The 21018-nt window shown below is 39.1% G+C and carries 22 protein-coding genes; 14 read left to right on the forward strand and 8 right to left on the reverse strand.

Going from position 1 to position 21018, the window contains the following annotated elements; genetic code table 11:
- Positions 1–81: 81 nt before the first annotated feature.
- The gene (locus GQR53_RS22685; protein WP_165743991.1) at positions 82–1302 is read left to right on the forward strand and encodes an ectonucleotide pyrophosphatase/phosphodiesterase; all 1221 of its coding nucleotides are present in this window, start codon (positions 82–84) and stop codon (positions 1300–1302) included.
- 91 nt (positions 1303–1393) lie between these two features.
- Here GQR53_RS22685 and GQR53_RS22690 read toward each other — a convergent pair whose 3' ends face one another.
- Together GQR53_RS22690 and GQR53_RS22695 are read right to left on the reverse strand one after the other, a co-directional pair.
- Positions 1394–2137, reverse strand: coding sequence for a zinc-dependent metalloprotease family protein (locus GQR53_RS22690; protein ID WP_002959157.1), 744 nt, complete (start codon positions 2135–2137; stop codon positions 1394–1396).
- 120 nt (positions 2138–2257) lie between these two features.
- Positions 2258–2962, reverse strand: coding sequence for a hypothetical protein (locus GQR53_RS22695; protein ID WP_165743990.1), 705 nt, complete (start codon positions 2960–2962; stop codon positions 2258–2260).
- Positions 2963–3340: 378 nt separating this feature from the next.
- Between GQR53_RS22695 and GQR53_RS22700 the strand changes: the two genes are divergently transcribed.
- The gene (locus GQR53_RS22700; RefSeq protein ID WP_002959155.1) at positions 3341–4498 is read left to right on the forward strand and encodes a benzoate/H(+) symporter BenE family transporter; all 1158 of its coding nucleotides are present in this window, start codon (positions 3341–3343) and stop codon (positions 4496–4498) included.
- 137 nt (positions 4499–4635) lie between these two features.
- Here GQR53_RS22700 and GQR53_RS22705 read toward each other — a convergent pair whose 3' ends face one another.
- The 5 genes from GQR53_RS22705 to GQR53_RS22725 all read right to left on the reverse strand — a co-directional run bounded on the left by GQR53_RS22705 (position 4636) and on the right by GQR53_RS22725 (position 8870).
- The gene (locus GQR53_RS22705) at positions 4636–5685 is read right to left on the reverse strand and encodes a DUF2955 domain-containing protein (RefSeq protein WP_165743989.1); all 1050 of its coding nucleotides are present in this window, start codon (positions 5683–5685) and stop codon (positions 4636–4638) included.
- A gap of 10 nt (positions 5686–5695) precedes the next feature.
- The gene (locus GQR53_RS22710) at positions 5696–6760 is read right to left on the reverse strand and encodes an HlyD family secretion protein (RefSeq protein ID WP_002959152.1); all 1065 of its coding nucleotides are present in this window, start codon (positions 6758–6760) and stop codon (positions 5696–5698) included.
- 8 nt (positions 6761–6768) lie between these two features.
- Positions 6769–7236, reverse strand: coding sequence for a MarR family transcriptional regulator (locus GQR53_RS22715; RefSeq protein ID WP_002959150.1), 468 nt, complete (start codon positions 7234–7236; stop codon positions 6769–6771).
- 133 nt (positions 7237–7369) lie between these two features.
- Positions 7370–8254, reverse strand: coding sequence for a fused MFS/spermidine synthase (locus tag GQR53_RS22720; RefSeq protein WP_165743988.1), 885 nt, complete (start codon positions 8252–8254; stop codon positions 7370–7372).
- On the reverse strand, positions 8247–8870 hold the full coding sequence (locus GQR53_RS22725; RefSeq protein WP_039488814.1) for a fused MFS/spermidine synthase: 624 nt from the start codon (positions 8868–8870) through the stop codon (positions 8247–8249). The genes GQR53_RS22720 and GQR53_RS22725 overlap by 8 nt, the downstream gene beginning before the upstream one ends.
- Positions 8871–9038: 168 nt before the next feature.
- Here GQR53_RS22725 and GQR53_RS22730 point away from each other — a divergent pair, with 168 nt between their 5' ends.
- The 12 genes from GQR53_RS22730 to GQR53_RS22785 all read left to right on the forward strand — a co-directional run bounded on the left by GQR53_RS22730 (position 9039) and on the right by GQR53_RS22785 (position 19752).
- Positions 9039–11120, forward strand: coding sequence for a TonB-dependent siderophore receptor (locus tag GQR53_RS22730; RefSeq protein ID WP_165743987.1), 2082 nt, complete (start codon positions 9039–9041; stop codon positions 11118–11120).
- A 152-nt stretch (positions 11121–11272) separates the two neighbouring features.
- Complete coding sequence (locus GQR53_RS22735) at positions 11273–11926, forward strand: thermostable hemolysin (RefSeq protein ID WP_165743986.1); 654 nt, start codon at positions 11273–11275, stop codon at positions 11924–11926.
- Positions 11923–13392: an AMP-binding protein gene (locus GQR53_RS22740; protein WP_165743985.1), complete on the forward strand. Its 1470-nt coding sequence runs from the start codon at positions 11923–11925 to the stop codon at positions 13390–13392. Before GQR53_RS22735 ends, GQR53_RS22740 begins: the two co-directional genes overlap by 4 nt.
- Positions 13385–14074, forward strand: coding sequence for an iron-containing redox enzyme family protein (locus tag GQR53_RS22745; RefSeq protein ID WP_165743984.1), 690 nt, complete (start codon positions 13385–13387; stop codon positions 14072–14074). Before GQR53_RS22740 ends, GQR53_RS22745 begins: the two co-directional genes overlap by 8 nt.
- On the forward strand, positions 14071–14841 hold the full coding sequence (locus GQR53_RS22750; protein WP_165743983.1) for an SDR family oxidoreductase: 771 nt from the start codon (positions 14071–14073) through the stop codon (positions 14839–14841). The genes GQR53_RS22745 and GQR53_RS22750 overlap by 4 nt, the downstream gene beginning before the upstream one ends.
- A 21-nt stretch (positions 14842–14862) precedes the next feature.
- Positions 14863–15510: a hypothetical protein gene (locus tag GQR53_RS22755; RefSeq protein ID WP_002959134.1), complete on the forward strand. Its 648-nt coding sequence runs from the start codon at positions 14863–14865 to the stop codon at positions 15508–15510.
- A 7-nt stretch (positions 15511–15517) separates the two neighbouring features.
- Entirely contained in the window at positions 15518–16177 is a 660-nt protein-coding gene (locus GQR53_RS22760) for a response regulator transcription factor (RefSeq protein WP_024595841.1), read from the forward strand.
- A 26-nt stretch (positions 16178–16203) separates the two neighbouring features.
- A complete protein-coding gene (locus tag GQR53_RS22765) occupies positions 16204–17517 on the forward strand; it encodes an ATP-binding protein (protein WP_165743982.1) in 1314 nt (437 codons plus the stop codon).
- Positions 17510–17863, forward strand: a complete 354-nt coding sequence (locus tag GQR53_RS22770) for a cupredoxin domain-containing protein (protein WP_165743981.1) — start codon at positions 17510–17512, stop codon at positions 17861–17863. Before GQR53_RS22765 ends, GQR53_RS22770 begins: the two co-directional genes overlap by 8 nt.
- A complete protein-coding gene (locus GQR53_RS22775) occupies positions 17850–18590 on the forward strand; it encodes a hypothetical protein (RefSeq protein ID WP_024595838.1) in 741 nt (246 codons plus the stop codon). The genes GQR53_RS22770 and GQR53_RS22775 overlap by 14 nt, the downstream gene beginning before the upstream one ends.
- Positions 18587–19303, forward strand: a complete 717-nt coding sequence (locus GQR53_RS22780) for a hypothetical protein (RefSeq protein WP_002959122.1) — start codon at positions 18587–18589, stop codon at positions 19301–19303. Before GQR53_RS22775 ends, GQR53_RS22780 begins: the two co-directional genes overlap by 4 nt.
- 239 nt (positions 19304–19542) lie before the next feature.
- Positions 19543–19752 carry a cold-shock protein gene (locus GQR53_RS22785; RefSeq protein WP_002959120.1) on the forward strand — a complete coding sequence of 70 codons (210 nt, stop codon included), beginning with the start codon at positions 19543–19545 and terminating at the stop codon, positions 19750–19752.
- 446 nt (positions 19753–20198) lie between these two features.
- On the opposite strand, the gene GQR53_RS22790 is transcribed toward GQR53_RS22785, so the two are convergent.
- Positions 20199–20909, reverse strand: coding sequence for a transporter substrate-binding domain-containing protein (locus GQR53_RS22790; RefSeq protein WP_165743980.1), 711 nt, complete (start codon positions 20907–20909; stop codon positions 20199–20201).
- Positions 20910–21018 lie beyond the last annotated feature (109 nt).

Genomic DNA, 21018 nt, shown 5'->3' on the forward strand with positions numbered 1-21018 from the left:
TCTATCAGTTTGTATCATAAAGTAACAACTTGCTTTAAAATAATTTTTTTTTTTTTTTTTGTGCATTTATAGGTGTTTATAATGAAACAGTGGATTTTAAAGGCAGTATCAATTTGCCTAATGTTAGGAATGAACAGCGCGTTTGCTGCAAAAGAGCAAACTGTGGTGCTTGTATCAATTGATGGCCTGCGTTGGGATTATATTGAAAAACACGGTGCGCCAAATTTAAAAGCAATGGCCGAGCGCGGTGTTCGCGCACAAAAACTAGTACCTGTTTATCCAACTAAAACGTTTCCTAACCATATTTCTATTATTACGGGCTTATTGCCGGTAAACCATGGCATTGTTGATAATAGCTTTTGTGATAAAGCGCGTAAAAACGACTGTTACAGCATGGGCAAAGCATTGGGCGATAGCACTTGGGTGAAGGGGATTCCGCTTTGGAATTTAGCAAAAATGCAGGGACTTAAATCGGCTACTTATTTTTGGCCTGAGTCAGATGCATTATTTAACGGCATGACACCAGATTACTTTTATCACTATTCTAAATACAGCGATTACCAAAGCCGTGTTGATCAAATTATTCAGTGGTTAAGTTTACCAAAAGCACAGCGCCCACGTTTTATTGCGAGTTACTTTTCGCTAGTTGATAGCATGGGTCATGAGTTTGGACCAGACGCACCACAAACGCGAGATGCAGTTAAACAACTTGATGAATTAATGGGACAATTACAAACCCGGTTAAGTAAATTAGAGCAAGAGGTAAACTTAGTTATTGTCTCGGATCATGGTATGGCGAGTATAGATCCAGATAAAAGTATTGATGTAACCACACTGCCTCAAGATGAAAACTTTTTAGTTAAAAACACCGGTCCACGTTTACTTATTTATACTCAGCCTGATGCTAAAAATGCTGATATTGAAGGTTACAAAGCACGCTTACGGGATGCGTCAAACGGTCGCTATACAGTATTAACTGACGAGCAGTTAGCAGCGTACCATTACAATAAAGGCACTCGCGTAGGCGATATTGTGGTGCAAACTACAGCGCCAGCGGTATTTACCAATGGTAAAAAACCAACCTATTTAGGGACTCACGGTTATGCATATACCGAGGATATGGCAGCATCATTTATTGCTGTAGGCCCTGCATTTAAACAAGGTGTAAGCCTTAAAGAAGTGAGTAACCTTGATATTTACCCAGTACTTGCAAAAGTGATGGGGCTTAAATTGTTAAATAAAGTAGATGGCAATGGTAAAACATTAATGCCAGCAATTAAGCAAAAAGTGGTTGTGCATTAGCTTAATCTATAAGAGCGCGTAAGCGCTCTGCAGGGAAGAACATGTTAAAACTTTAAAGTGGGCTATTTAGCCCACTTTTTTATTGGGCAGCTTATTTAAAGTTAGCAATACTTGTTTTTGTAGCAGTAACCGTGCGAATTGCATACGCTTGGTTTGTAATACCAAATGCAATACCGTTTACGCTCCAGTTAGGGTTAGAGAAGTAATCGTACTGAGTTGCGCTACCGTAAACGTGCGGGTAAGCCATTATACTTGCAAACTCGTTTTGTACGCCGTGACCCATGCCATCTACATATACACCGCCAGATGTGTCACCTTGTTTGCGTGAATGCGCTAAACCTTGGTTATGACCAAGTTCGTGTACAAATGTAGTTGCACCACAATCAATTGCAGTGATTGAGTACATACGGCTGCTCATTGAGCTGTATAGATTGCCATTAGTGCCTTGGCCAACCCATGCTAAACCACATGAAATAAGCCCATTGCCAGCACTTTGACCAGTACCTAATACGGCAATCATGTCGGCTTTCCAATCGCTGCGTAAACCATCTACGTAGCTGCTATTTGTAACCGAATCTAACCAATCTTCAGACGGCGTTACTGCGTAGTCACCTAAGTTTTGTTTGCCAGCTAAGCGTAGTGTTATATCAACGCCATTTTGGCTATATACTTGATTACTAAAAGCAATTAGTTGATTTATTTTAGTGTCAATATTACTAGTTGCAGCAGCTGATTGGTCGGTATATAAAATACCGATATCGATTGTTTCTGCTTGCGCAACACTTGCTGCACATAATGCCGCAGCCAGTGCGGTTGTTGTGATTACTTTTTTCATTATTGTATTTCCTTACTCTTGTTGTGGTTGGAACTGTTTTTAACTTGGTTGAGATCATAAAAAGCAGACACACTAAAGCTGCCTTATAGTGCGGCTTTAATTGCTTTTTATACTTTTTGGTTAGCCATCAATTTTTGGTGCAAATATATCGATGCTTTTATCTGATTTGGGCTTTGGTGCGGTTACTTCATGCTCTATGTGGCTTTTATATAAATCGCGTTTTGCTGCAATCCATCCGTACTTACCTTTACTTTCGAATACATAGTTGCCAGAAGGGGCAGTAAATTGGCCATATACGGCATCTTTACCTACCGTTAAAACGGTATTATGCATGCGACCGTCAACACCCACTATTTTACCAAATATGCTCTTATCGCCATTTTCAGACTCAACCACATTAGTCACCTCTGCGGTGAATGTTTCGGCTGTTTGCGGAATAGCTAAATCAAAGTTTTCACCAGTCTCTAACGCCTGTAAAGAATTTAAATCAAACTCAATGTAGGCTTCGTTATGTAAGTCGGTAGGTAAAACTTTTGCGTTTATAAGCACTTGCTTTGCTTTGTCTGATAGGCGATTTACGGCATCAAATTCTTCAAACGGTAAGCTGTTGTCAGGGGCAACAATGGGTTTAACGGTAATTGGATCTTTACTCATATCAATAGGTGCAGGGGGATGCGTATTGCGCGTTTTTTGTAAATCAATAGGAACAAAATCAATAGCAACAGGCGCGATAGGTTCGCCCGTTTCATCTGCATTAAAAAATAGCCCATAAACTGCAAATGCCGATAATGGCATAGCAATTAGTAAGACGACAGATCTCTTCATTTGTTTCTCTTTTAGTGTTTTTGGTTAACTATTTGTTACGTTTTATATTATTAAATGGATTAGATCAAGATAATAAATGTAACCGAAAAGAATTATTTCTTAATTTTATAATTCCTTATAAAATATAAGGATATTTATTTTTGGTGTGTTTTTTGCTCTTTTTGGTATTGGTTTTTAGTAGTGTTTACGCGGGCTTTGGCGAAGTTACAGGTACTTGTTTGTTTAGTTAAATACAATGGTTAAAAGTGACTTTTTAACGTTAATTACAATGAAAAATAAAAAGTGAATTTATTTCACCTTTTGTAAACCAATCGCTAATTGCAATGTAATTATTGGGCACGTATGTTGTGTGCTGCATAAATGCATTACGAGGAATTTATGAAGGTGTCTGATCAGTTGCTTAACCGAATTACAGCAGGACTTGTGGCTGTAATTATTGGTTTTTCGAGTTCTATTGCATTAATTTATCAGGTAGTGATAACCCTTGGTGGTACGCCCGATTTAGTAGCTAGTTGGATTTTAATGCTCGGTTTAGTGATGGGCACAACGTCAATTGGTTTATCGTACTATTACAAAGTACCTGTTTTAATTGCGTGGTCTACCACAGGAGCTGCATTACTTATTTCAAGTGCCCAAGGGTATAACTTAAATGAGGCTATTGGCGCGTTTATGCTCAGTGCATTGCTCGTGTTTTTGTCGGGGGTTACGGGCTGGTTTGAAAAAATAATGAACCGAATTCCAAGTGAGCTTGCATGCGCCATGTTGGCCGGCGTGCTTGTTACCTTTGGTATCGATGTGTTTAATTTTATGAACGACATGCCTTTAGTAATTGGTTTAATGGTCGTTATGTACTTTATTGGTAAACGCTTTTTTGCCCGCTTTGCTATGTTAAGCGTGCTTATTATAGGTGTATTACTCGCTTGGCAAATGGGCCATATTGATACCAGCGCGCTGCACTGGAAAATGAGCGAATTTGCTTATATTGAACCCGCTTTTCACTTGCAAGCATGTATTAGTATAGGTTTACCACTTTATATAGTTACCATGACTTCGCAAAATTTACCGGGTATTGCGGTTTTAAAAGCACATAAATATAAAGCGCCTATATCTGCATCTCTTAATGTTACTGGCTTTGTAAATATGCTTAGCGCTCCTTTTGGAGCCTACTCTATTAATTTAGCCGCTATTACCGCAGCTATTTGTATGAGTGATGAGGCGGATAAAAATCATGATAAACGTTATTGGGCGAGTATAGCGGCTGGCGTATTTTATATTTTAATGGCGCTGTGCGCAGCTACATTAGTTGGCTTGGTGGCAAGTTTACCGCAGGCTCTTATTTTAGCTTTGGCGGGCATTGCGCTATTTGGCACCATTGCTAATAGTTTGCAGCAAGCCCTTAGTAGTACTGAATATACTGAGGCCGCAATAGTCACTTTTTTAGTAACTGCATCTAACTTAACATTACTCTCAGTGGGGTCTGCTTTTTGGGGGATTATAGCGGGTGTGCTAACGCTTATTATCACCAGGAAAGACTAAAAGCTTTATTGTGTACAAAGAGCCGTTGGTGAATATTTAAAACAAAATTATAGTTTATTTATATCATTAAAATAGTTTAACTAAGCTTATAAAAAAGGCTGCAATTGCAGCCTTTAGCTTTACAAAACAAGATTTACCTAAGCAAAAGTATGATGGCGAGTTACACTAAACCGATTAAGTATATGATGCATAACATATACGGCGCACAGACTTAATATTATAGCCACAGATACTGAACTAAACCGGTACATTGCACTATAAACAAGATCTTGGCCTGGCCCGAGTGAATTTCCAAACAAAATACCAAATGTAGTCAACACACCAAAACCAATGCCAGGTATGCCTCCGCCTAAAATATGAAAGCGCGCAAAAACAAACGAAAGTATCCATAAAATAGCCATCGGAAAAAGTAAAAAATCAGAGTGACTATACAAAAATAGTTGCGATAGTAACGCTGCATTACAGCCTATAAGCGTTCCAATTGCTCGCTGCCAACCGGCCATACCTGCGGCTTTCCAGCACAACGAAAATAAAATAAGCACAGAAGCTGCCTGCGCAGATATTGAGTCTTGTAAATCAAGAACCTGAAAAACAACAAAAGAGAGCGTAGCCACGGTTGAGCATAACAATACCTCATGGCGAATACTTTCTTTTGCTTTAGCTGGCATTACTCGCCCGGGCCTTGCGGTTACATCAGGAAATAGGCCATGCATTAATGCTCCAATAATAACGGTTAAAAATATAGCCAAACCATTAGTTAAGATTAATGGATAAATACTGCTTCCTTGATCAACATAGCTGGAAAAATGTAGCTGAATAGAAAGACTGATCACGCCTAAAGCGCCAAATAAAAAGGCACTACCGCTACTCATTTGGTGAAATAAAAAGCAGAAAACACCAAACACTAACAATGCCATAACGACTGGCAAGTGAGAAAACAATCCCTGCATTATCAGCACGATAAGTGCGCTAAATGCAGCAGATGCTATAAATTGATTTATAAGCCCACGACTTAACGTAGGTACCATGCCCAATATCAACATAGGATAAACGGTAAAAAATATACCATTGGGCCAGTTCATTAATTTACTAATGGTAAAGCCAAGGGTACACCCACCTGCAATGCGCAGTGCTTGGCGAAGGCCATTGGAGTCTAATTGTGGGCCTTGGCTAACAATTTGAGTCATAAAGCCTCCATTAATAAATGTAGTGTAACCAGCTAATAAACCTGATTTGTGCAGAGCCAAACCATTGCCCAATTGTTGATTCTGGTAATAATTGTACTGTTGCACGTGAGCCACTAGGCATGTTTGCTATTAAGTCTTGATGATTTATCAGCTTTAAGTGAATGCGTTGACGCTGTGCATCACGCACCCAGCGATTACTGGTTTCTGTTGTACTTAGCAAACCATTAGCACTAAGTTGACCACTGCTAACGCCTGCTTCAAATGTTTCAAGTATTGCGTCGTAAACTTCACCTGGACGGCTATCAAATACTACGCGCGCTTGTGTGCCTTGCTTCATATTTGAGAGTGACTTTTCTCTAAAGTCGGCAACTAAATCTGCCTTTTTAGCGACAATAGCTAATAACGGGCTGCCTGCAACTGCGTATGCGCCGTTTAATAATTGTAAGTTAGCAACTACGCCGTCACTTAATGCGCGCACTTTTGTGTAGGATAAATTTAGCTCAGCTTGCGCTAACTGGTTTGCAGCGTGGCGCATGGCTAAGTTTTTGTTCCCTGAGTCACCTCTAGCTAAAACCGCTTCAGCTAACTGCGCTTCAAGGGCTGCAACATTTGCTTTACTCGCTTCAAAATTAGCACGAATGCTTTCAAGTTCTTGCTCCGATATAGACTTTTGCTTATAGAGCTTTTCGCCTCTGCTTTTTAATAGTTTTTGCTCATGCTGTTTAGCGTTTGCAGCACTTATTTGTGCCTCAAGCGCTTTAACATTGGTATCAAGGCGTTTATTTTGTAATTTGGCATCATCAAGGGCGAGTTGAGCTTGTTCTTTAGCTAAATTATATGGGCCTTCATCGATACTAAATAATATATCGCCTGCTTTAACTGATTGGTTATTACTAACTTGCACACTAGTGACTCGGCCACTAATTTGCGGTGATATTTGCACAACAGGGTGATAAACACGTGCTTGTGGTGTCACAGGCAAAACCATATCGGCCACTAAATAGTAAATAAATACTAAGATAAACCCTATGAGAGAAAACCTTACATAGCGTGCAAACTTTTGATCCGGTGTCATTTTTAGCCTTACTTATTAACTTGAATACATTTAAGGGCGTTTTGCTCCATTTTGATCAAACCAAATGCAATCGCATCTAGTTGCTCAACAGATAAACCGCTGTATAACTGATTTTTTATATCGGAAATAGTCTCTTGCAATGAATGTAAAATGGCATCACTTTGCTCAGTAAAATAGAGTCTTTTACTGCGCTTATCATGTTTGTCTACACGGCGAACAATTAACGATTGCTCCTCTAATTGCTTAAGTGTACGAGTCAGTGAGGGCATTTCTATCCCTAAGCTATTAGCAAGTTCAAGTTGTGTTAGTCCCTCACCACGCATACTAATATGCATTAGTGCAGTCCAGCGCGATTGAGTAAGTCCTAAAGGCTCAACCGCAATGGTTACCGCTTCGCGGCATAAGCGATGAACTCGGCCCATATTACCGATAACAGTTAAATCGAGTGTTTCGTGAAAAGGTTTGTGTGTAGGCATAGCCATCCCAACATAGTTAGCAAGCTAACTATTTTATCATTACTTAGCTTGCTAAGTAAATATGTGTAAGTGCGGGAAGTGGCAAAATATTTGCTAAACCTCACTTGTAAAAATGGTGAGGTTTAGCAGGAGTTTAAAAGTTAAGTAAATTAGCTGGGGAGTATTGATCGGTAAGTACTTTTGTATCTGCGGGCCAATCTTGATCGTTTTTAGTAAATTGCATAAATTGGCTAATTGCTTTTATGTCTATACCGTATTTTACTAATTTAGGGGCGAGAGCATTTACACGTGTGTTAATTTGCGCTTCGCTCGGCATTGATTTAAGTCCCGCTAAAATAATACGGTTACTACGATTTTCGCGACTTACATTTATAAAGTCGCCAAATACAGCGTGGTAAGTTGCCGACTCATGTTCATAAAGTTTACTACTTGAAAACGTATTTGCAGCTATAACACCGCCTTCGGCTAGTACGCTTTGTACTTCTTCAAAAAACTCTTTAGTAAGTAAATGCTCCGGGATATAGTCGCCGTTAAATGCATCCAAAATAATCCAATCATACTTTTGCTTTTTAATAGCGGCACGTTTTATAAAAATACGGCCATCTTGCACGCTTGATGTCACTAAATCGTTTTCTATAAAGTTAAAGTAATCGCGTGCAACTTTAGTTACTGCGGGATCTATTTCAACATTATGAATTTTTGCAGTGGGGTATAGCTCATGAATAACGTTAGAAAGCGTACCGCCACCTAGCCCTATAATAAGTACATTTTTAGGGTTATCGGCTACTAAAAGGCTCGCAAAAGTCAATTTTGTGTAATTAAAAATAAGTTTGTCGGGATTGTTTTTATACATACAGCTTTGGCTTGTTTGGCTACTTTTAGTATTAAATTTAAGGCAACGTAAGTCGCTCGTTTCTTCAACAATAATATTGCGATAAAGCGAGCGCTCTTCGTGGATAACTTTACTGCACGCAAAACCGGAAAATGCAATTAACGGCAGTAGTAAATATTTAAGCATGAGCAAGCTCCTTATTATTAGCCAAGGTATTAATTACAATCGCGACTAAACCCAGTGAGCCAAGCGTTAGAGCAAAGGCACTAATAATAGTATTTACGTCAAACGCGAGTACAAAGTAAAACGAGGTAATTATAGTACCCAGTGCACTGCCAAGCGTACTTACAAAGTATAAACGCCCAGCGACTTGGCCGCTTTTATCGCTATCGGTTACCAGTAAGCGCACAGAGTAGGGCGAGATCATGCCTAAAATAACGGTAGGTATAAAAAATAAAGCAGTTGACGCTAAGAGTGAGCCGTAGCGGCTATCTTCAATATGGGTAAATATAAATTCCATTATTGGCTGCGAAAATAATGTAATAGGCACCACCATAATGCTGGCTATTAAAAATATTAAACCATATTTGGTAAGTGATGCATTTTTAGTGCTGAGTTTACCGCCAAGTAAATACCCAAAAGATAAACTAAGCATAAATACTGTAATTATACTGCCCCAAATATGTACGCTACTACCAAAAAAAGGGGCGAGAATTCTCCCTCCTAAAAGTTCAATCCCCATAATGCAAAAACCGCTGCAAAAAGCTAAAAAGTAAATTAACGCGTTTGTTTTTATGCTCATGTAATTATCGTTATGTAACTTAAGTAGAACACTATACTAACGTGATGACACAGCAGTCGCTAGTGCATTAATTAATCGCTCAGTGATTTTTTAAAAAGAAGTTTTGTTATAAAGTAACACATGCTACAATTTTGTTATACTATAACACTTGCTTAGTTAATCAATCACATGAAGTACTCTTTAATTTATTTAGCCTGCCTAGGAATTAGTGCGCCCAGTATTGCCCAAGATCAAAAAGAAGAAATCGAAAAAATATCTGTCACTTATAAACAAGCTTATCGCGGTGATATTCCTCAAAAGCAAATGCCACAATCTATAGTTAGTATTAATAGTGCTGAGCTTAATAAAAAAGGAATTACTCAACTACAAGATGCGCTTGATTTTTCAGCTAGTATTTCACGTAAAAACAATAGCGGTGCATTGTGGGATAGCTTTTCTATTCGTGGCCTTTCGGGTAACGAAAATATGCCATCGGGCTATTTAGTTAATGGCTTTAGCGGTGGGCGTGGATTTAGCGGCCCGCGCGATGTATCAAACATTGAATATATAGAAGTATTAAAAGGCCCAGGCTCAGCACTTTATGGGCGCTCGGAGCCTGGCGGTACTGTAAATATTGTGACTAAAAAGCCACAGTTTGAGCCCCAAGGTGAGCTAAAATTAAGCCTAGGCAGCGACAGCTTTAACCGTGTTGAAGGCGATTACACAAACGGCATTAACGATACCACCGCGTTTAGAATAAATGGCGCATGGCAAGATAGTGACAGCTACCGCGATGAGGTATACACCAATAAAAAGGTGATTACGCCGTCTATATATCATCAAATAAACGCATCGACCAGTGTAACTTATGAGTTTGAATACGTAGATTTAGCTCAGCTATTCGACCGTGGTGTTGTCGTACTCGATAACGATTTTGACACCCTACCAAGCTCGCGCTATTTAGGTAACCCAAACGATGGAGATACGCAGGTTTACTCTCGAGGCCACCAAATTACGTTAAATCACGATATTAACGAGGAATGGTCACTTGTTGTAGGTGCAAATTATCGAGACTCTAGCTTAACGGGGTTTTCGTCAGATGCAGAACTTGCACCGTCACGCCAATCGTTATTTGACGATGGCCGCACACTTACCCGCCAGCAGCGCTATCGCGACTACGAAGTAGAAGATTTAAGTGTAAAGTTTGAGATAAGCGGAAGTTTAGATACAGCCGGCATTTCGCATCATTTATTAATAGGTATTGATGCATATAAATACGATTTGCGCACGGCGCTTTCTCGTTATCGTGGCGGTAATGGCACTTATACTATTGATATTTTTGAGCCTGATTATTCTGGTGAACGTCCTGCTGTTTCGCTACTTTATGAAAATGATGAAGAGCAAAATGCTTACGGTATTTACATTCAAGATCAAATAGATATCACTGATAAGTTTAAACTTTTACTTGGTCTTAGATTTGATAGCGTAGACCAAGATATTTTAGAAACCAACAGCGGTGTGTTTTCAACCAGTTCTGAGAGCCAAATAAGCCCACGCGTTGGCGTAGTGTACGAACTAAATAATACAATAACCTTTTACAGCAGTTACTCTGAAGGCTTTTTACCACTGAGCGGTACTGATGCAAACGGCGACCCGTTTGGCTTTGAGTACAGCGACTCGTTTGAAGTTGGTGCTAAGTTTGAATACTTAGGTGTAAACGGTACTGTGGCATTTTTTGATGCTTCTAAAAGTAATATGTTAGTGGCAGATCCTGTAAACGTTGGTTTTTCGGCTCCCATTGGTAAAGCTGATAGCAAAGGGGTTGAGCTTGATTTAAATACCTATATTACCGATGCAACAGCATTTAACTTATCGTACGCCTATATAGATGCCACCACAGCAAACGACATTATTAATGCCGATTGGGGCGTGCCAATAGAAAAAGGCAGCCCACTGGTAAATGTACCAAAAAACAATCTAAACCTTACACTTAGCCATCAAACAGCATTAATGGGTAAAGAGCTTGAATTTGGTGCAAGTTACCAATATACCAGCAGCCGCCTAGGTGATGCCGCAGATTTGAGCTTTAGACTACCAAGTTACCAATTGGTCGGCCTGTTTGGTCAATTAAATTTAACAGATAAAACAGAGCTAAATGTGAGCATTAATAACATTTTTAATGAAGACTACGCTCAAAGTAGTTACAACGCTTTGTGGGTTTATCCGGGGGCGCCTACGCAATTTAAAATGTCGATAGCTTATAATTTTTAATAGCTTAGCTTATTAAGCTTTTAAACAGTTTTCATCCTGAAGCGTCTTAATTTAATAATTAAGGCGCTTTTTTATTTAAATTAAGGTTTCTTAAGTTTTCTTTAAGTTTCGCTCGCTAAGTTACAAACATACACTTTATATGAGCGATGTTTATGCAATTAGCACACCTACCTTCATCACCCGTTTATATTCAAAATAACTCACGCTTTGTTAGTGCTCGCGTTAATGATGAGCATAGAAGTGCGTTAGAAAACACAGTTAAAGAAGGGTTTTTAGTCGCTTACAACGCCACGCTTACCTCTTTTATGCCATTACTTTGCCAATACACGACAAACGAAGGGCAATGCACATTGGGTTTAAGGCAAGCAACAGCTCCTCTATTTATAGAGCAATACTTAGCACAGCCCATTGAGCATTTTTTACCTGAGAACACACAGCGTAATAAAGTATTTGAGCTTGGCAATCTATGCTCTACACATCGCAAAGCAACGCTTGGGCATTTTATTGTTGTTAATGAAGCCCTGCAAAGTGTAGGAGCAAAACATTTAGTATTTTGCGCCACTAAAAAAGTACGTGCACTGCTGCGCTTATTAGGCGTTAACTGCACTGAAATTGCTGTGGCAAACAGTTTTGTTGTTGAGCATCCGCTAAGTTGGGGAAGTTACTACGCTAATCAGCCTACCGTAAGCGTTGTGAGTTTAGAGCAAGCTCACCAACAAGTATTAAATACCCCAATGCTTTATAGTTTGATGCAGCAAAATCACTCAAATATCAATTCTTTGGTAAATGCGTTGGTGAATGTATGAATTACTATAATACCCATGCAATATCGCCATTAATTATTGCCCATAATAAAGAGCAAACACTTGAAATTAACGGTGATGAGTTTAACCAGCAAATACAAAAAGTAGTAAAAATACTACATAGCTTTAACGGCAAATGTATCGCTTATAAGCTCGATAATACGCCAGCTTGGCTTGTTATTGATGCCGCTGCTGCAGTTTCTAATAAAGTGGCTGTGCCAATTGCTCACTTTTTTAGTGAACAACAAACTCAATATGTACTAGCTCAATGTGGCGCTAATGTATTTATGAGCGACACACTAAACCCTTTATTTGGGGAGCCGGCTGCATCAATTACTTTATTTGAGTGTTACACATTATATATTTACGAAATCGTTGTAGCTAACCCCGGCAGTTATTTTCCAGATACTCAAAAAGTAACATTTACATCAGGATCAACCGGGCAACCAAAGGGCGTGTGTTTATCTGCAAAGAGTCAAATGCAGGTAGCGCAATCTCTGTGCGATAAAATTAACATTAAAAAGCCTGTTCATTTGTGTTTATTACCACTTGCTGTATTGCTTGAAAATATAGCCGGTGTGTATGCCCCTTTAAAAAGTGGCGGTACAGTGCATTTAATGCCGTTAAATGAATTAGGCTTTGTTGGTACTGCATTAAAACAGCCCGCACAGCTTATAGCTGCTATTGATAAAGTTAAGCCAAATACGCTTATTTTAGTGCCTGAACTATTAGCATGCTTAGTTACTTTTGCAGAAGATGGGTGGCAACCGCCTAGTTCGTTACAGTTTATTGCCGTAGGTGGTGCGCTTGTCAGCGAAATGCTATTAACCAAAGCGCGTAGCTTAAATTTACCGGTATACCAAGGCTATGGGCTGTCTGAGGCGGCATCTGTAGTTAGTTTAAATACACCCACAAACGATAACCTTCACAGTGCAGGCTCTGTGTTACCTCATATTCAAACCAAAATTGAAAATGGTCAGCTTTTTATAAAAGGCGATTTGTTTTTAGGTTACTTAAACCATCAACCTCACAACAAAAACCAGTGGTATGCAACCGGCGATCTAGTCGAGCAGCGTCAAAATACTTTATTTATTAAAGGCCGATTAAAAAACCTAATTATTACCAGCATGGGTCGTAACATCAGTGCCGAGTGGCCTGAATCACTATTACTCAGTCAAAGCGGTATTTTACAAGCCGTTGTGTTTGGTGAGGGGCGACCTTTTCTCAGTGCCATTATTTACGCCGATACAAAGCTAAGTAACCCAGTGTTAGCGCAGTACATTAACGAAATTAATAAACAACTACCCGACTATGCACGAATTCAAAAGTGGCATCGTTTAGCTGCCCCATTAAGTGTGCAACAAAGATTATTAACAACAAATAATCGCCCAAAACGAGATGCCATAAGTAAGCAGTACCATGCTGTGTTTGAGCAATTTTACCGACTTGGAGAAGTAATTAATGAGTGATTTTTTTAACATCCTTAAAGAGCAAACTAAACAAGAGCAAAACTATCTGCTTGCAGCGCCTATTATTCAGCGTGTTTTTAAAGGCGAAGCATCACTTGAAGAATACGCCTCGTTTTTAGCGCAAGCGTATCACCATGTTAAGCACACCGTGCCATTAATGATGTCGGTTGGTGCGCGATTAACCGACGATCAAGAATGGCTGCGCGAAGCCGTCGCAGAATATATTGAAGAAGAGATTGGTCATCAAGAGTGGGTACTTAATGACATTGCAGCATGTGGTTTTGACAAAGAAACAGTACGGTGTAGTCAGCCGCAATTTGCTACCGAAATGATGGTGTCGTATGCGTACGACTCCATTGCACGTAAAAATCCGTTGAGCTTTTTTGGCATGGTGCATGTGCTTGAAGGCACTTCTATAGCGCTTGCTGATGGCGCGGCTTCAAACATTGCAAATGCTGTGGGCTTACCTAAAAAAGCATTTAGTTATTTAACCTCTCACGGCGTGCTTGATATAGAGCATGTAAAGTTTTTTGAAAACCTAATGAACCAAATAACAGACGAGGCGGATCAGCAAGCCATACTTCATGGTGCAAAGTGCTTTTATCGTTTATACGGCGATATATTTCGTGGACTCGATGACGAACCATTTTTTAAAGCACGTGTACAAGGCAAATTGGTATGAGTAGTTCTTTGTGTGTGCTCACTGGTGCAACAGGCGGAATAGGGCAAGCGATTGCTAAAGCCCTATATGCAAAAGGGTGGAAGTTACTGCTTGTAGGGCGAAATACCCAAGCCCTTGAAAAACTGAGCCGTGCATGCCCAGACAGTGAAATATTTACGGGCGATTTAACCGACGATACAGCACGTATTAACCTAGCAATAAAAGCCAAGCAACTCGGCGGCGTTAAATTACTTATTAATAACGCAGGTATAAATACAATGCAAAGCCTTGAGCACACAAGTAATGAGCAAATAGATAATATGCTCATTACTAATTTGTCGGTGCCTATTAAATTATGCCAGCTATTTTTAGGGCAGTTAGCGTATACCAAAGGCACTATTGTTAACGTGGGATCATCGTTTGGCAGTATTGGCTACCCGTTTCAAACGCTTTATTGCGCCAGTAAATTCGGTTTACGTGGCTTTACAGAAGCGCTCTCTCGTGAGCTTAACGGCTCAGGCATTAAAGTGACCTATTTAGCACCAAGAGCAACAGATACATCTATTAATAGCAGTAAAGCGCGGGCAATGAATAAAGAGCTCGGCAATAAAATGGACTCGCCAGAATTAGTTGCTCAAGAGTTATTAGCACTTATAAGTTCAAACCAAACAAGGCGCTTTATTGGTTTCCCTGAAAAATTATTTGCACGCATAAATGGCGTATTCCCAAGCGTTGTTGATAACGCTATTGCAAAGCAACTTCCTAAAATTAAACGTTTTTTAAGTTAACAAACACACAAGGGCAAAATTATGTATAAATTTACACTCACATTTTATTTAATACTAACCTCTGTATTTGCAACTGCAGTACACGCAGATGAAGCGCAAGACTTAACCGATATTCAACAAAAGTGGGCAATTGCTAATTACGAACTTGAAGACGATGCGCAAATAGACGCGTTTACGCAACTAAGTGAGCAAAGCGCATTATTTGTTAAAAACTATCCAAGCTCAGCGCAAACACATATTTGGAATGGCATTGTGTTAGCTAGTTTTGCTGGCGCAAAAGGGGGCTTGGGCGCACTTGGTTTAGCAAAAGAAGCAAAAGCGTCACTCGAAAATGCACTCTCGATTGATGGCACTGCATTAAATGGCTCAGCTTACGCAAGCCTTGCAACGCTTTATAGCAAAGTACCTGGCTGGCCAATTGGTTTTGGTGATGACGACAAAGCTGAAAAATTATTTAAACAAGCGCTCGCTTTTAATCTCGAAGGCATTGATACTAATTACTTATACGGTGAATACTTGTATGACGAAGGCGATTATAAACAAGCTAAAGCACGACTACTTGTAGCACAAGCTGCTGGGATTCGTGATACTCGGGCAAAAGCAGATAAATATCGTCAACAAGCAATAAGTCAGCTATTGGCAAAAGTAGATAAAAAATTAAAAAGATAAACACATAATGCATTTATTACTCGTTGAGGACGATCATTTAGTGGCGCAAGGGCTTATTCGCTCTTTGCGCCAAGAGGGCTACAGCGTAGAGCACAGTGGCACAGTAAAGCACGCCTTAGAGTGCCTTTCTAGTGGTGAGATTGAGCTTGTTATTCTCGATTTAGGATTGCCTGATGGCGACGGCTCGCAAGTTTTAAAGCATATTAAAGCGCAAAAAAAAGTTATTCCTGTGGTTATTTTAACTGCTCGCGGCAGTATTGACGACAAAGTCCAAGGGCTCGATATGGGGGCAGATGATTACCTTGCAAAGCCGTTTGACCCTGCTGAGTTATTTGCTCGATTACGTGTAGCAAGCCGGCGCATTAACCAAACTCAGTCAAGCTTATTGCGCTGTGGTGATGTAGTAATGGATACCTCTGCTCATACAGTTAAACTAAGTGGGCAGTCACTTACGCTACCGCGAAGAGAATACATGCTTTTAAAAGCGCTGATGGAAAATCAGGGAAGGGTACAATCAAAACAACAACTCGAAAACAAACTTTACCAATGGGGTGAAGAAGTTGGCTCTAATGCCATAGAGGTGCATATTCATCATCTTCGTAAAAAATTCCCTAGTGATTTTATTAAAACCTTACGTGGCATTGGCTACGTGGTTGGTAAGCGTTAGAGTGTATTTGTTTTTCGAGGTTGAAAATGTCTATTCGTAAACGTCTGACCTTAATTTTACTTTCAATGATGGTGCTAACTTGCTTTTTAGCATTAGTAAAAGGCTATCAAAAAAGTATGCACCACGGCGAAAGTTTGCTTGATGATGAACTTAAAATAGTGGCTGGCGTTTTAATTGAGCAACCATTGGCACTAAGCACAGATGCAGTACAAGTAAATAATAATAGCGCTCAGTTGTTGTATCAAATTTGGCAAAATAATAATTTACTTAGTGGCTCATCGAGTTTAACGAATAACCAAATTAGTTTTAGCGAGGGCTTTCAAACGGCCAATCTAGCAGGGCAGCGTATGCGGGTATTTGTGATGAGTAAAAACACCCGTAAAGTCATCGTTGCTGAACCTATGGCAAAGCGTTTTGAATTAGCTGAAGCCGTTATTTTATCTGCAATGTTACCTATGCTATGGGCAGTCCCTCTGCTTGCTATTTTTATTAGCTTTTTTGTTAAATACGCATTAGCCCCTCTTACTCGATTATCTAAGCAGTTAGCGTCTCGCCAAGCGAACGACTTTACGCCAATTAACTGGCAAGTAACCGACGAGGAAATTAAACCGGTTATTAATCGTTTAAACGACTTATTTAAACGCGTAGAAACTGCCTACTTACGGGAGCGCTTTTTTGCCTCAGATGCAGCTCACGAATTACGTACCCCACTTAGTAGTTTAAAAATTAATGTACATAATTTGGCTAATAAACAAAGTAATCTGCAAGACCATCAAGAATTACAAGCTATGTCGCAGGGCATTAATCGCTTAAGTAATATTGTTGAACAAATGCTAATTTTAGGGCGCACTCAGCCTGAACAATGGCAGAGGCAATTTAGTGAACAATCATTGCTAACGATTACTCAGCAAGTCGTATCGGAGCAATACGACAAAATAGATGAAAAAAACCAAACCATTAGTCTTGAAGGCGATGATTTTGTAATTAATGGTGATGAGTTTACATTAACCACACTTATCGCTAATTTACTTAGCAATGCCATAAAATACACACCTGATAATGGTCAGATTATAATTAAATTAGCATCAAGTAATAACGGCTTTAGTTGGCAAATTGATGATTCTGGTGCGGGTATGACTGAAGAACAAAAAGAGCGAATATTCAATCGTTTTTATCGAGTAGGAGGTGATCTGCATCCATCAGGCGAGCAAGGTGCTGGTTTAGGTATGGCGATTGTGCAACATATAATTGCTATTTATGGCGCAAGTATTCATTTAGCGAATAGCCCTTTAGGCGGACTAACCGTTAAGGTTACTTTTACAGGAGTAAAAAGTGACTAAACGTTTATTTAATCGGTGCCTTTGTTGTTTGCTATTTTTGTCGTTTAACGCGGCGAGTAAAGAGTACCTTATTGTTTTGAAAGATCACTTGTTCTACCCCTCACAAATTACCATTCCCGCAAATAAAAAAGTAAAACTATTGATAGAAAACCAAGATAGCACACCAGAAGAGTTTGATAGCTTTGATCTAAACAGAGAAAAAGTACTCTACCCAAACCGTAAAAGCATTATTTATATAGGGCCGCTTAGTAAAGGGTATTACGAATTTTTTGGTGAGTTTTCGCCCAATACAGCAAGGGGCGTTGTAATAGTTGGTGATGAGGAGGCGAAGCATGCTAATAACTAGTTTAGTCATGAGCCTTAATCAATTGCTACCTGTGGCTATTTTATTAGTGCTACTACAAGTAGTTAAAAAACAAAGCGCTTTAAAAATAGGATCTGCTTTATTAATTGGCGCGCTCATGTCGTTTTTGTACATGCAAAGTGCGTCGTGGGTGAGCCAGTGGTTTGAACACCAAGGGCTAGAGTACTCACAAATAGGGCTATGTATTACTATATTTATAGCCGTATTAGTATTTGCAATAAAACAAAAATCAGCGGCTTTTTATATTGCTGTTATAAGCACAATAACATTGTATTTAAGCCACTATATTATTTACCTCACCAGTTTTTGGCAAAGTAATGATGCAGGGCAAAGCTTATTTATTGGCACTTTATTAGGTGTTGGAATTTGTTTAAGTTTTAGCGTATTGCTGTACTTTTTAATGAATGCAATTAAGCACCGCTTTGGTATGTATCCGCTTTTTACTTTGCTTGCTTTTAACAGCGCGGCTAAGTTATTAGTTGCACTGGATTTGGCAAGCCAAATAGACTTAATTACCAACACCGCAACCGTGTGGGATTTACGCGATGTTTTAAGCGAAAACTCTGAACTCGGGCGCGTACTGCGCGCCCTGGTTGGTTACGAGGCTACCCCGGATCTAATGAGTGTACTTATATATAGTACAAGTAGCGTGATATTTTTATCACTTTGTTATGTTATTTCGGCTTCAATTTCTAAGGAACGTGTATGAAAGCACTCAACCTATATTTAGCGCTTAGCTTTACCGTTTTTTGTTTGTTGGTACTTTCAACCCCAGCAAAGGCCGATGGAATTGTTGTTGATAAGGTATATCACCCCTATGTTTTACCTTTTGAGCGAGAGTTTGAATGGCGGTTAGTGTCGCACCAAACAGATAGTGGCAACATACTAGCGCAGCGTTTGGGTGGTGGCGGTGCTATTAACGATACAATGGCACTAGAAGGCTATTTAGTTGGTGAGCGAGATGACAACGGCGACTTTGGTTTAGAAGCTTATGAGCTTGAACTACGCTGGCAATTAATTGAGCAAGGTAAATTATGGGCTGATTGGGGGGCATTATTTGAGCTTGAAAAAAAACATAATGAAGATGTGTATGAAGCAACTTCGGGTTTTGTGATCGAAAAAGAGTTTGGCAAAACAAGCTTAACTATGAATGCTTTTTTGGTTTACGAGTGGGGGCAGGATATACAAAATGAATGGGAAAGCGAGTTTAGAGCGCAATATCGCTATCGCTACCGTTCTGCTTTTCAGCCATCTATTGAGGTGTACGTAGGAGAAGACTTTGTAGGCATAGGGCCTGGGTTTATAGGTTTGCAGCGTTTCGATGGACAAAAGCAGTTAAAATGGGAAGCGGGTTTCATCACTGAGATAAGCCAATCAGAAAAAAATCATAGTTTTAGGCTCGCATTAGAATTTGAATTTTAATAACCAATGAAAGCGGTTTTGGTTGTTTATCATTCTGATTGTAGATAGGTACTTGACATATTTTAAAAAATCTATATAGTGGGCAGCAGCTAGAAAGAAAGCATGTAAGCTATAAATCTCCATTTCGATGTTGTATAAGTAATACTTGTAGTACCGTCCTGAAGTTTTTAAAGTACCATCTCATTTTTTGCTACACCCGCTCTTATGAGCATATTTTTATTTTATATCAGGATATTACAATGTCTAACATCGTATCAGGTACAGTTAAGTGGTTCAACGAGTCTAAAGGTTTTGGTTTCATCGAGCAAGAAAATGGCCCAGACGTTTTCGCACATTTCTCAGCAATCAAAAGCGAAGGTTTCAAAACTTTAGCTGAAGGCCAACGTGTAGAGTTCACTCTTTCACAAGGTCAAAAAGGTCCACAAGCTGATAACATCACAGCTGTATAATTTTACTTTTTAAGTAAAATGAAAAAAAGCGCTTAAGGCGCTTTTTTTGTGTCTGAAATTTGACATAAACCAAGCAACGCCTGTTATTAGCCCCTCCTAGTATTTGTTTTTCTATTCTTCTAAGCCATTCTTTTAAGCAATTGTGTTAATGCAAGTGAGTTTAAGCTTGTGATTAATACCGCCCATTTCTCTTCTTATAATTTTTTAAAAAGAAAATAGATCTAATTCTTGGCTCATATTTACAGTAATGCATTAGCTGGGACCTTTGACTATAAAGTGGGAAAGGTGCTGTAAGGCTGCAAAAATTACCTATTTGTGCGCATGCTAAATTGCATCGTATTTAATAAGTAAGTAGTTGTGTGTCATAAAGCGATTTAACAAAGAATATAAAAAGTTAAAAATGAAAGATGATTTTGTCGCCCATAAGCATACTTACCTTCAATGATTTATCTTTCATAAGGGAGCCCTTTTATTTGCTTTATTTTTAAAAATGCAGCTTGCAGTGCTTCTATTAAATGCATATCTGTTTTTTTATTCGCAGCTAAATAAGCATCAATTGTTAGCTCATTAATTTTATAAACAAATTTTAAGTGACCTGGTTCAAGCTTTAAATAGTCACTCATCTGCTGCATATATAAAGGATCGTCTACAATTAAATCTACTTTTTTAGCTAGTAGTAAAGAGTATGACTTTTGAATATCAGAGGTTAAAACAACTTCAAAGCCTAGTTTTGCGAGGGTTTGTGTTGAAAAGTCATTGCGCTGCATAGCAATTTTATACACTTTTGCTTGTTCAGTATTGTTTATAATAAGATCATCACGCTCTGATAGACCAATAAAGCCCAGTTCGAAACGTCCAACAGGCCCAATCCAATAAAATTTATCTTCTCGCTCTACAGTACGTGCAAGGCTGTATATAAAGGTGTTTTTAAGTTCAACTGCAATTTTATAAGCACGTGCCCAAGGGTACATTTGAATATTCGGCGTTAGATCAGCCTCAGCAAATATATCTCTGATAAATTGAGTACCTTCACCTGCTACCTCACCATTAATCAACACCTGATTTGGCGGTGCTAACTCTGTAACAACAAGGATGGGCTCCTTTGCTTGAACATATACAGAACAAATTAAAAAAAGAGAATAAAGAATATATTTCACAATAGCGGATCGTTAATCGGTTAGCTTAAGTGATATAAGTGTGGCTGAAAATACGAAAAAGAGGGCGTTCAGAATTCTGTGTCAGCCTAAGTTGCTAAATATCTAGCAC

Origin of the sequence: Pseudoalteromonas sp. Z9A6 (assembly GCF_011378805.1) — a bacterium.
GTDB classification, from domain to species: Bacteria; Pseudomonadota; Gammaproteobacteria; order Enterobacterales; family Alteromonadaceae; genus Pseudoalteromonas; species Pseudoalteromonas distincta.

Excerpts from the sequence above, each read along its gene's own strand:
- GQR53_RS22685 (WP_165743991.1), top strand. The coding sequence starts at position 82 with ATGAAACAGTGGATTTTAAAGGCAGTATCAATTTGCCTAATGTTAGGA.
- GQR53_RS22690 (WP_002959157.1), bottom strand. The coding sequence starts at position 2,137 with ATGAAAAAAGTAATCACAACAACCGCACTGGCTGCGGCATTATGTGCA.
- GQR53_RS22695 (WP_165743990.1), bottom strand. The coding sequence starts at position 2,962 with ATGAAGAGATCTGTCGTCTTACTAATTGCTATGCCATTATCGGCATTT.
- GQR53_RS22700 (WP_002959155.1), top strand. The coding sequence starts at position 3,341 with ATGAAGGTGTCTGATCAGTTGCTTAACCGAATTACAGCAGGACTTGTG.
- GQR53_RS22705 (WP_165743989.1), bottom strand. The coding sequence starts at position 5,685 with ATGACTCAAATTGTTAGCCAAGGCCCACAATTAGACTCCAATGGCCTT.
- GQR53_RS22710 (WP_002959152.1), bottom strand. The coding sequence starts at position 6,760 with ATGACACCGGATCAAAAGTTTGCACGCTATGTAAGGTTTTCTCTCATA.
- GQR53_RS22715 (WP_002959150.1), bottom strand. The coding sequence starts at position 7,236 with ATGCCTACACACAAACCTTTTCACGAAACACTCGATTTAACTGTTATC.
- GQR53_RS22720 (WP_165743988.1), bottom strand. The coding sequence starts at position 8,254 with ATGCTTAAATATTTACTACTGCCGTTAATTGCATTTTCCGGTTTTGCG.
- GQR53_RS22725 (WP_039488814.1), bottom strand. The coding sequence starts at position 8,870 with ATGAGCATAAAAACAAACGCGTTAATTTACTTTTTAGCTTTTTGCAGC.
- GQR53_RS22730 (WP_165743987.1), top strand. The coding sequence starts at position 9,039 with ATGAAGTACTCTTTAATTTATTTAGCCTGCCTAGGAATTAGTGCGCCC.
- GQR53_RS22735 (WP_165743986.1), top strand. The coding sequence starts at position 11,273 with ATGCAATTAGCACACCTACCTTCATCACCCGTTTATATTCAAAATAAC.
- GQR53_RS22740 (WP_165743985.1), top strand. The coding sequence starts at position 11,923 with ATGAATTACTATAATACCCATGCAATATCGCCATTAATTATTGCCCAT.
- GQR53_RS22745 (WP_165743984.1), top strand. The coding sequence starts at position 13,385 with ATGAGTGATTTTTTTAACATCCTTAAAGAGCAAACTAAACAAGAGCAA.
- GQR53_RS22750 (WP_165743983.1), top strand. The coding sequence starts at position 14,071 with ATGAGTAGTTCTTTGTGTGTGCTCACTGGTGCAACAGGCGGAATAGGG.
- GQR53_RS22755 (WP_002959134.1), top strand. The coding sequence starts at position 14,863 with ATGTATAAATTTACACTCACATTTTATTTAATACTAACCTCTGTATTT.
- GQR53_RS22760 (WP_024595841.1), top strand. The coding sequence starts at position 15,518 with ATGCATTTATTACTCGTTGAGGACGATCATTTAGTGGCGCAAGGGCTT.
- GQR53_RS22765 (WP_165743982.1), top strand. The coding sequence starts at position 16,204 with ATGTCTATTCGTAAACGTCTGACCTTAATTTTACTTTCAATGATGGTG.
- GQR53_RS22775 (WP_024595838.1), top strand. The coding sequence starts at position 17,850 with ATGCTAATAACTAGTTTAGTCATGAGCCTTAATCAATTGCTACCTGTG.
- GQR53_RS22780 (WP_002959122.1), top strand. The coding sequence starts at position 18,587 with ATGAAAGCACTCAACCTATATTTAGCGCTTAGCTTTACCGTTTTTTGT.
- GQR53_RS22785 (WP_002959120.1), top strand. The coding sequence starts at position 19,543 with ATGTCTAACATCGTATCAGGTACAGTTAAGTGGTTCAACGAGTCTAAA.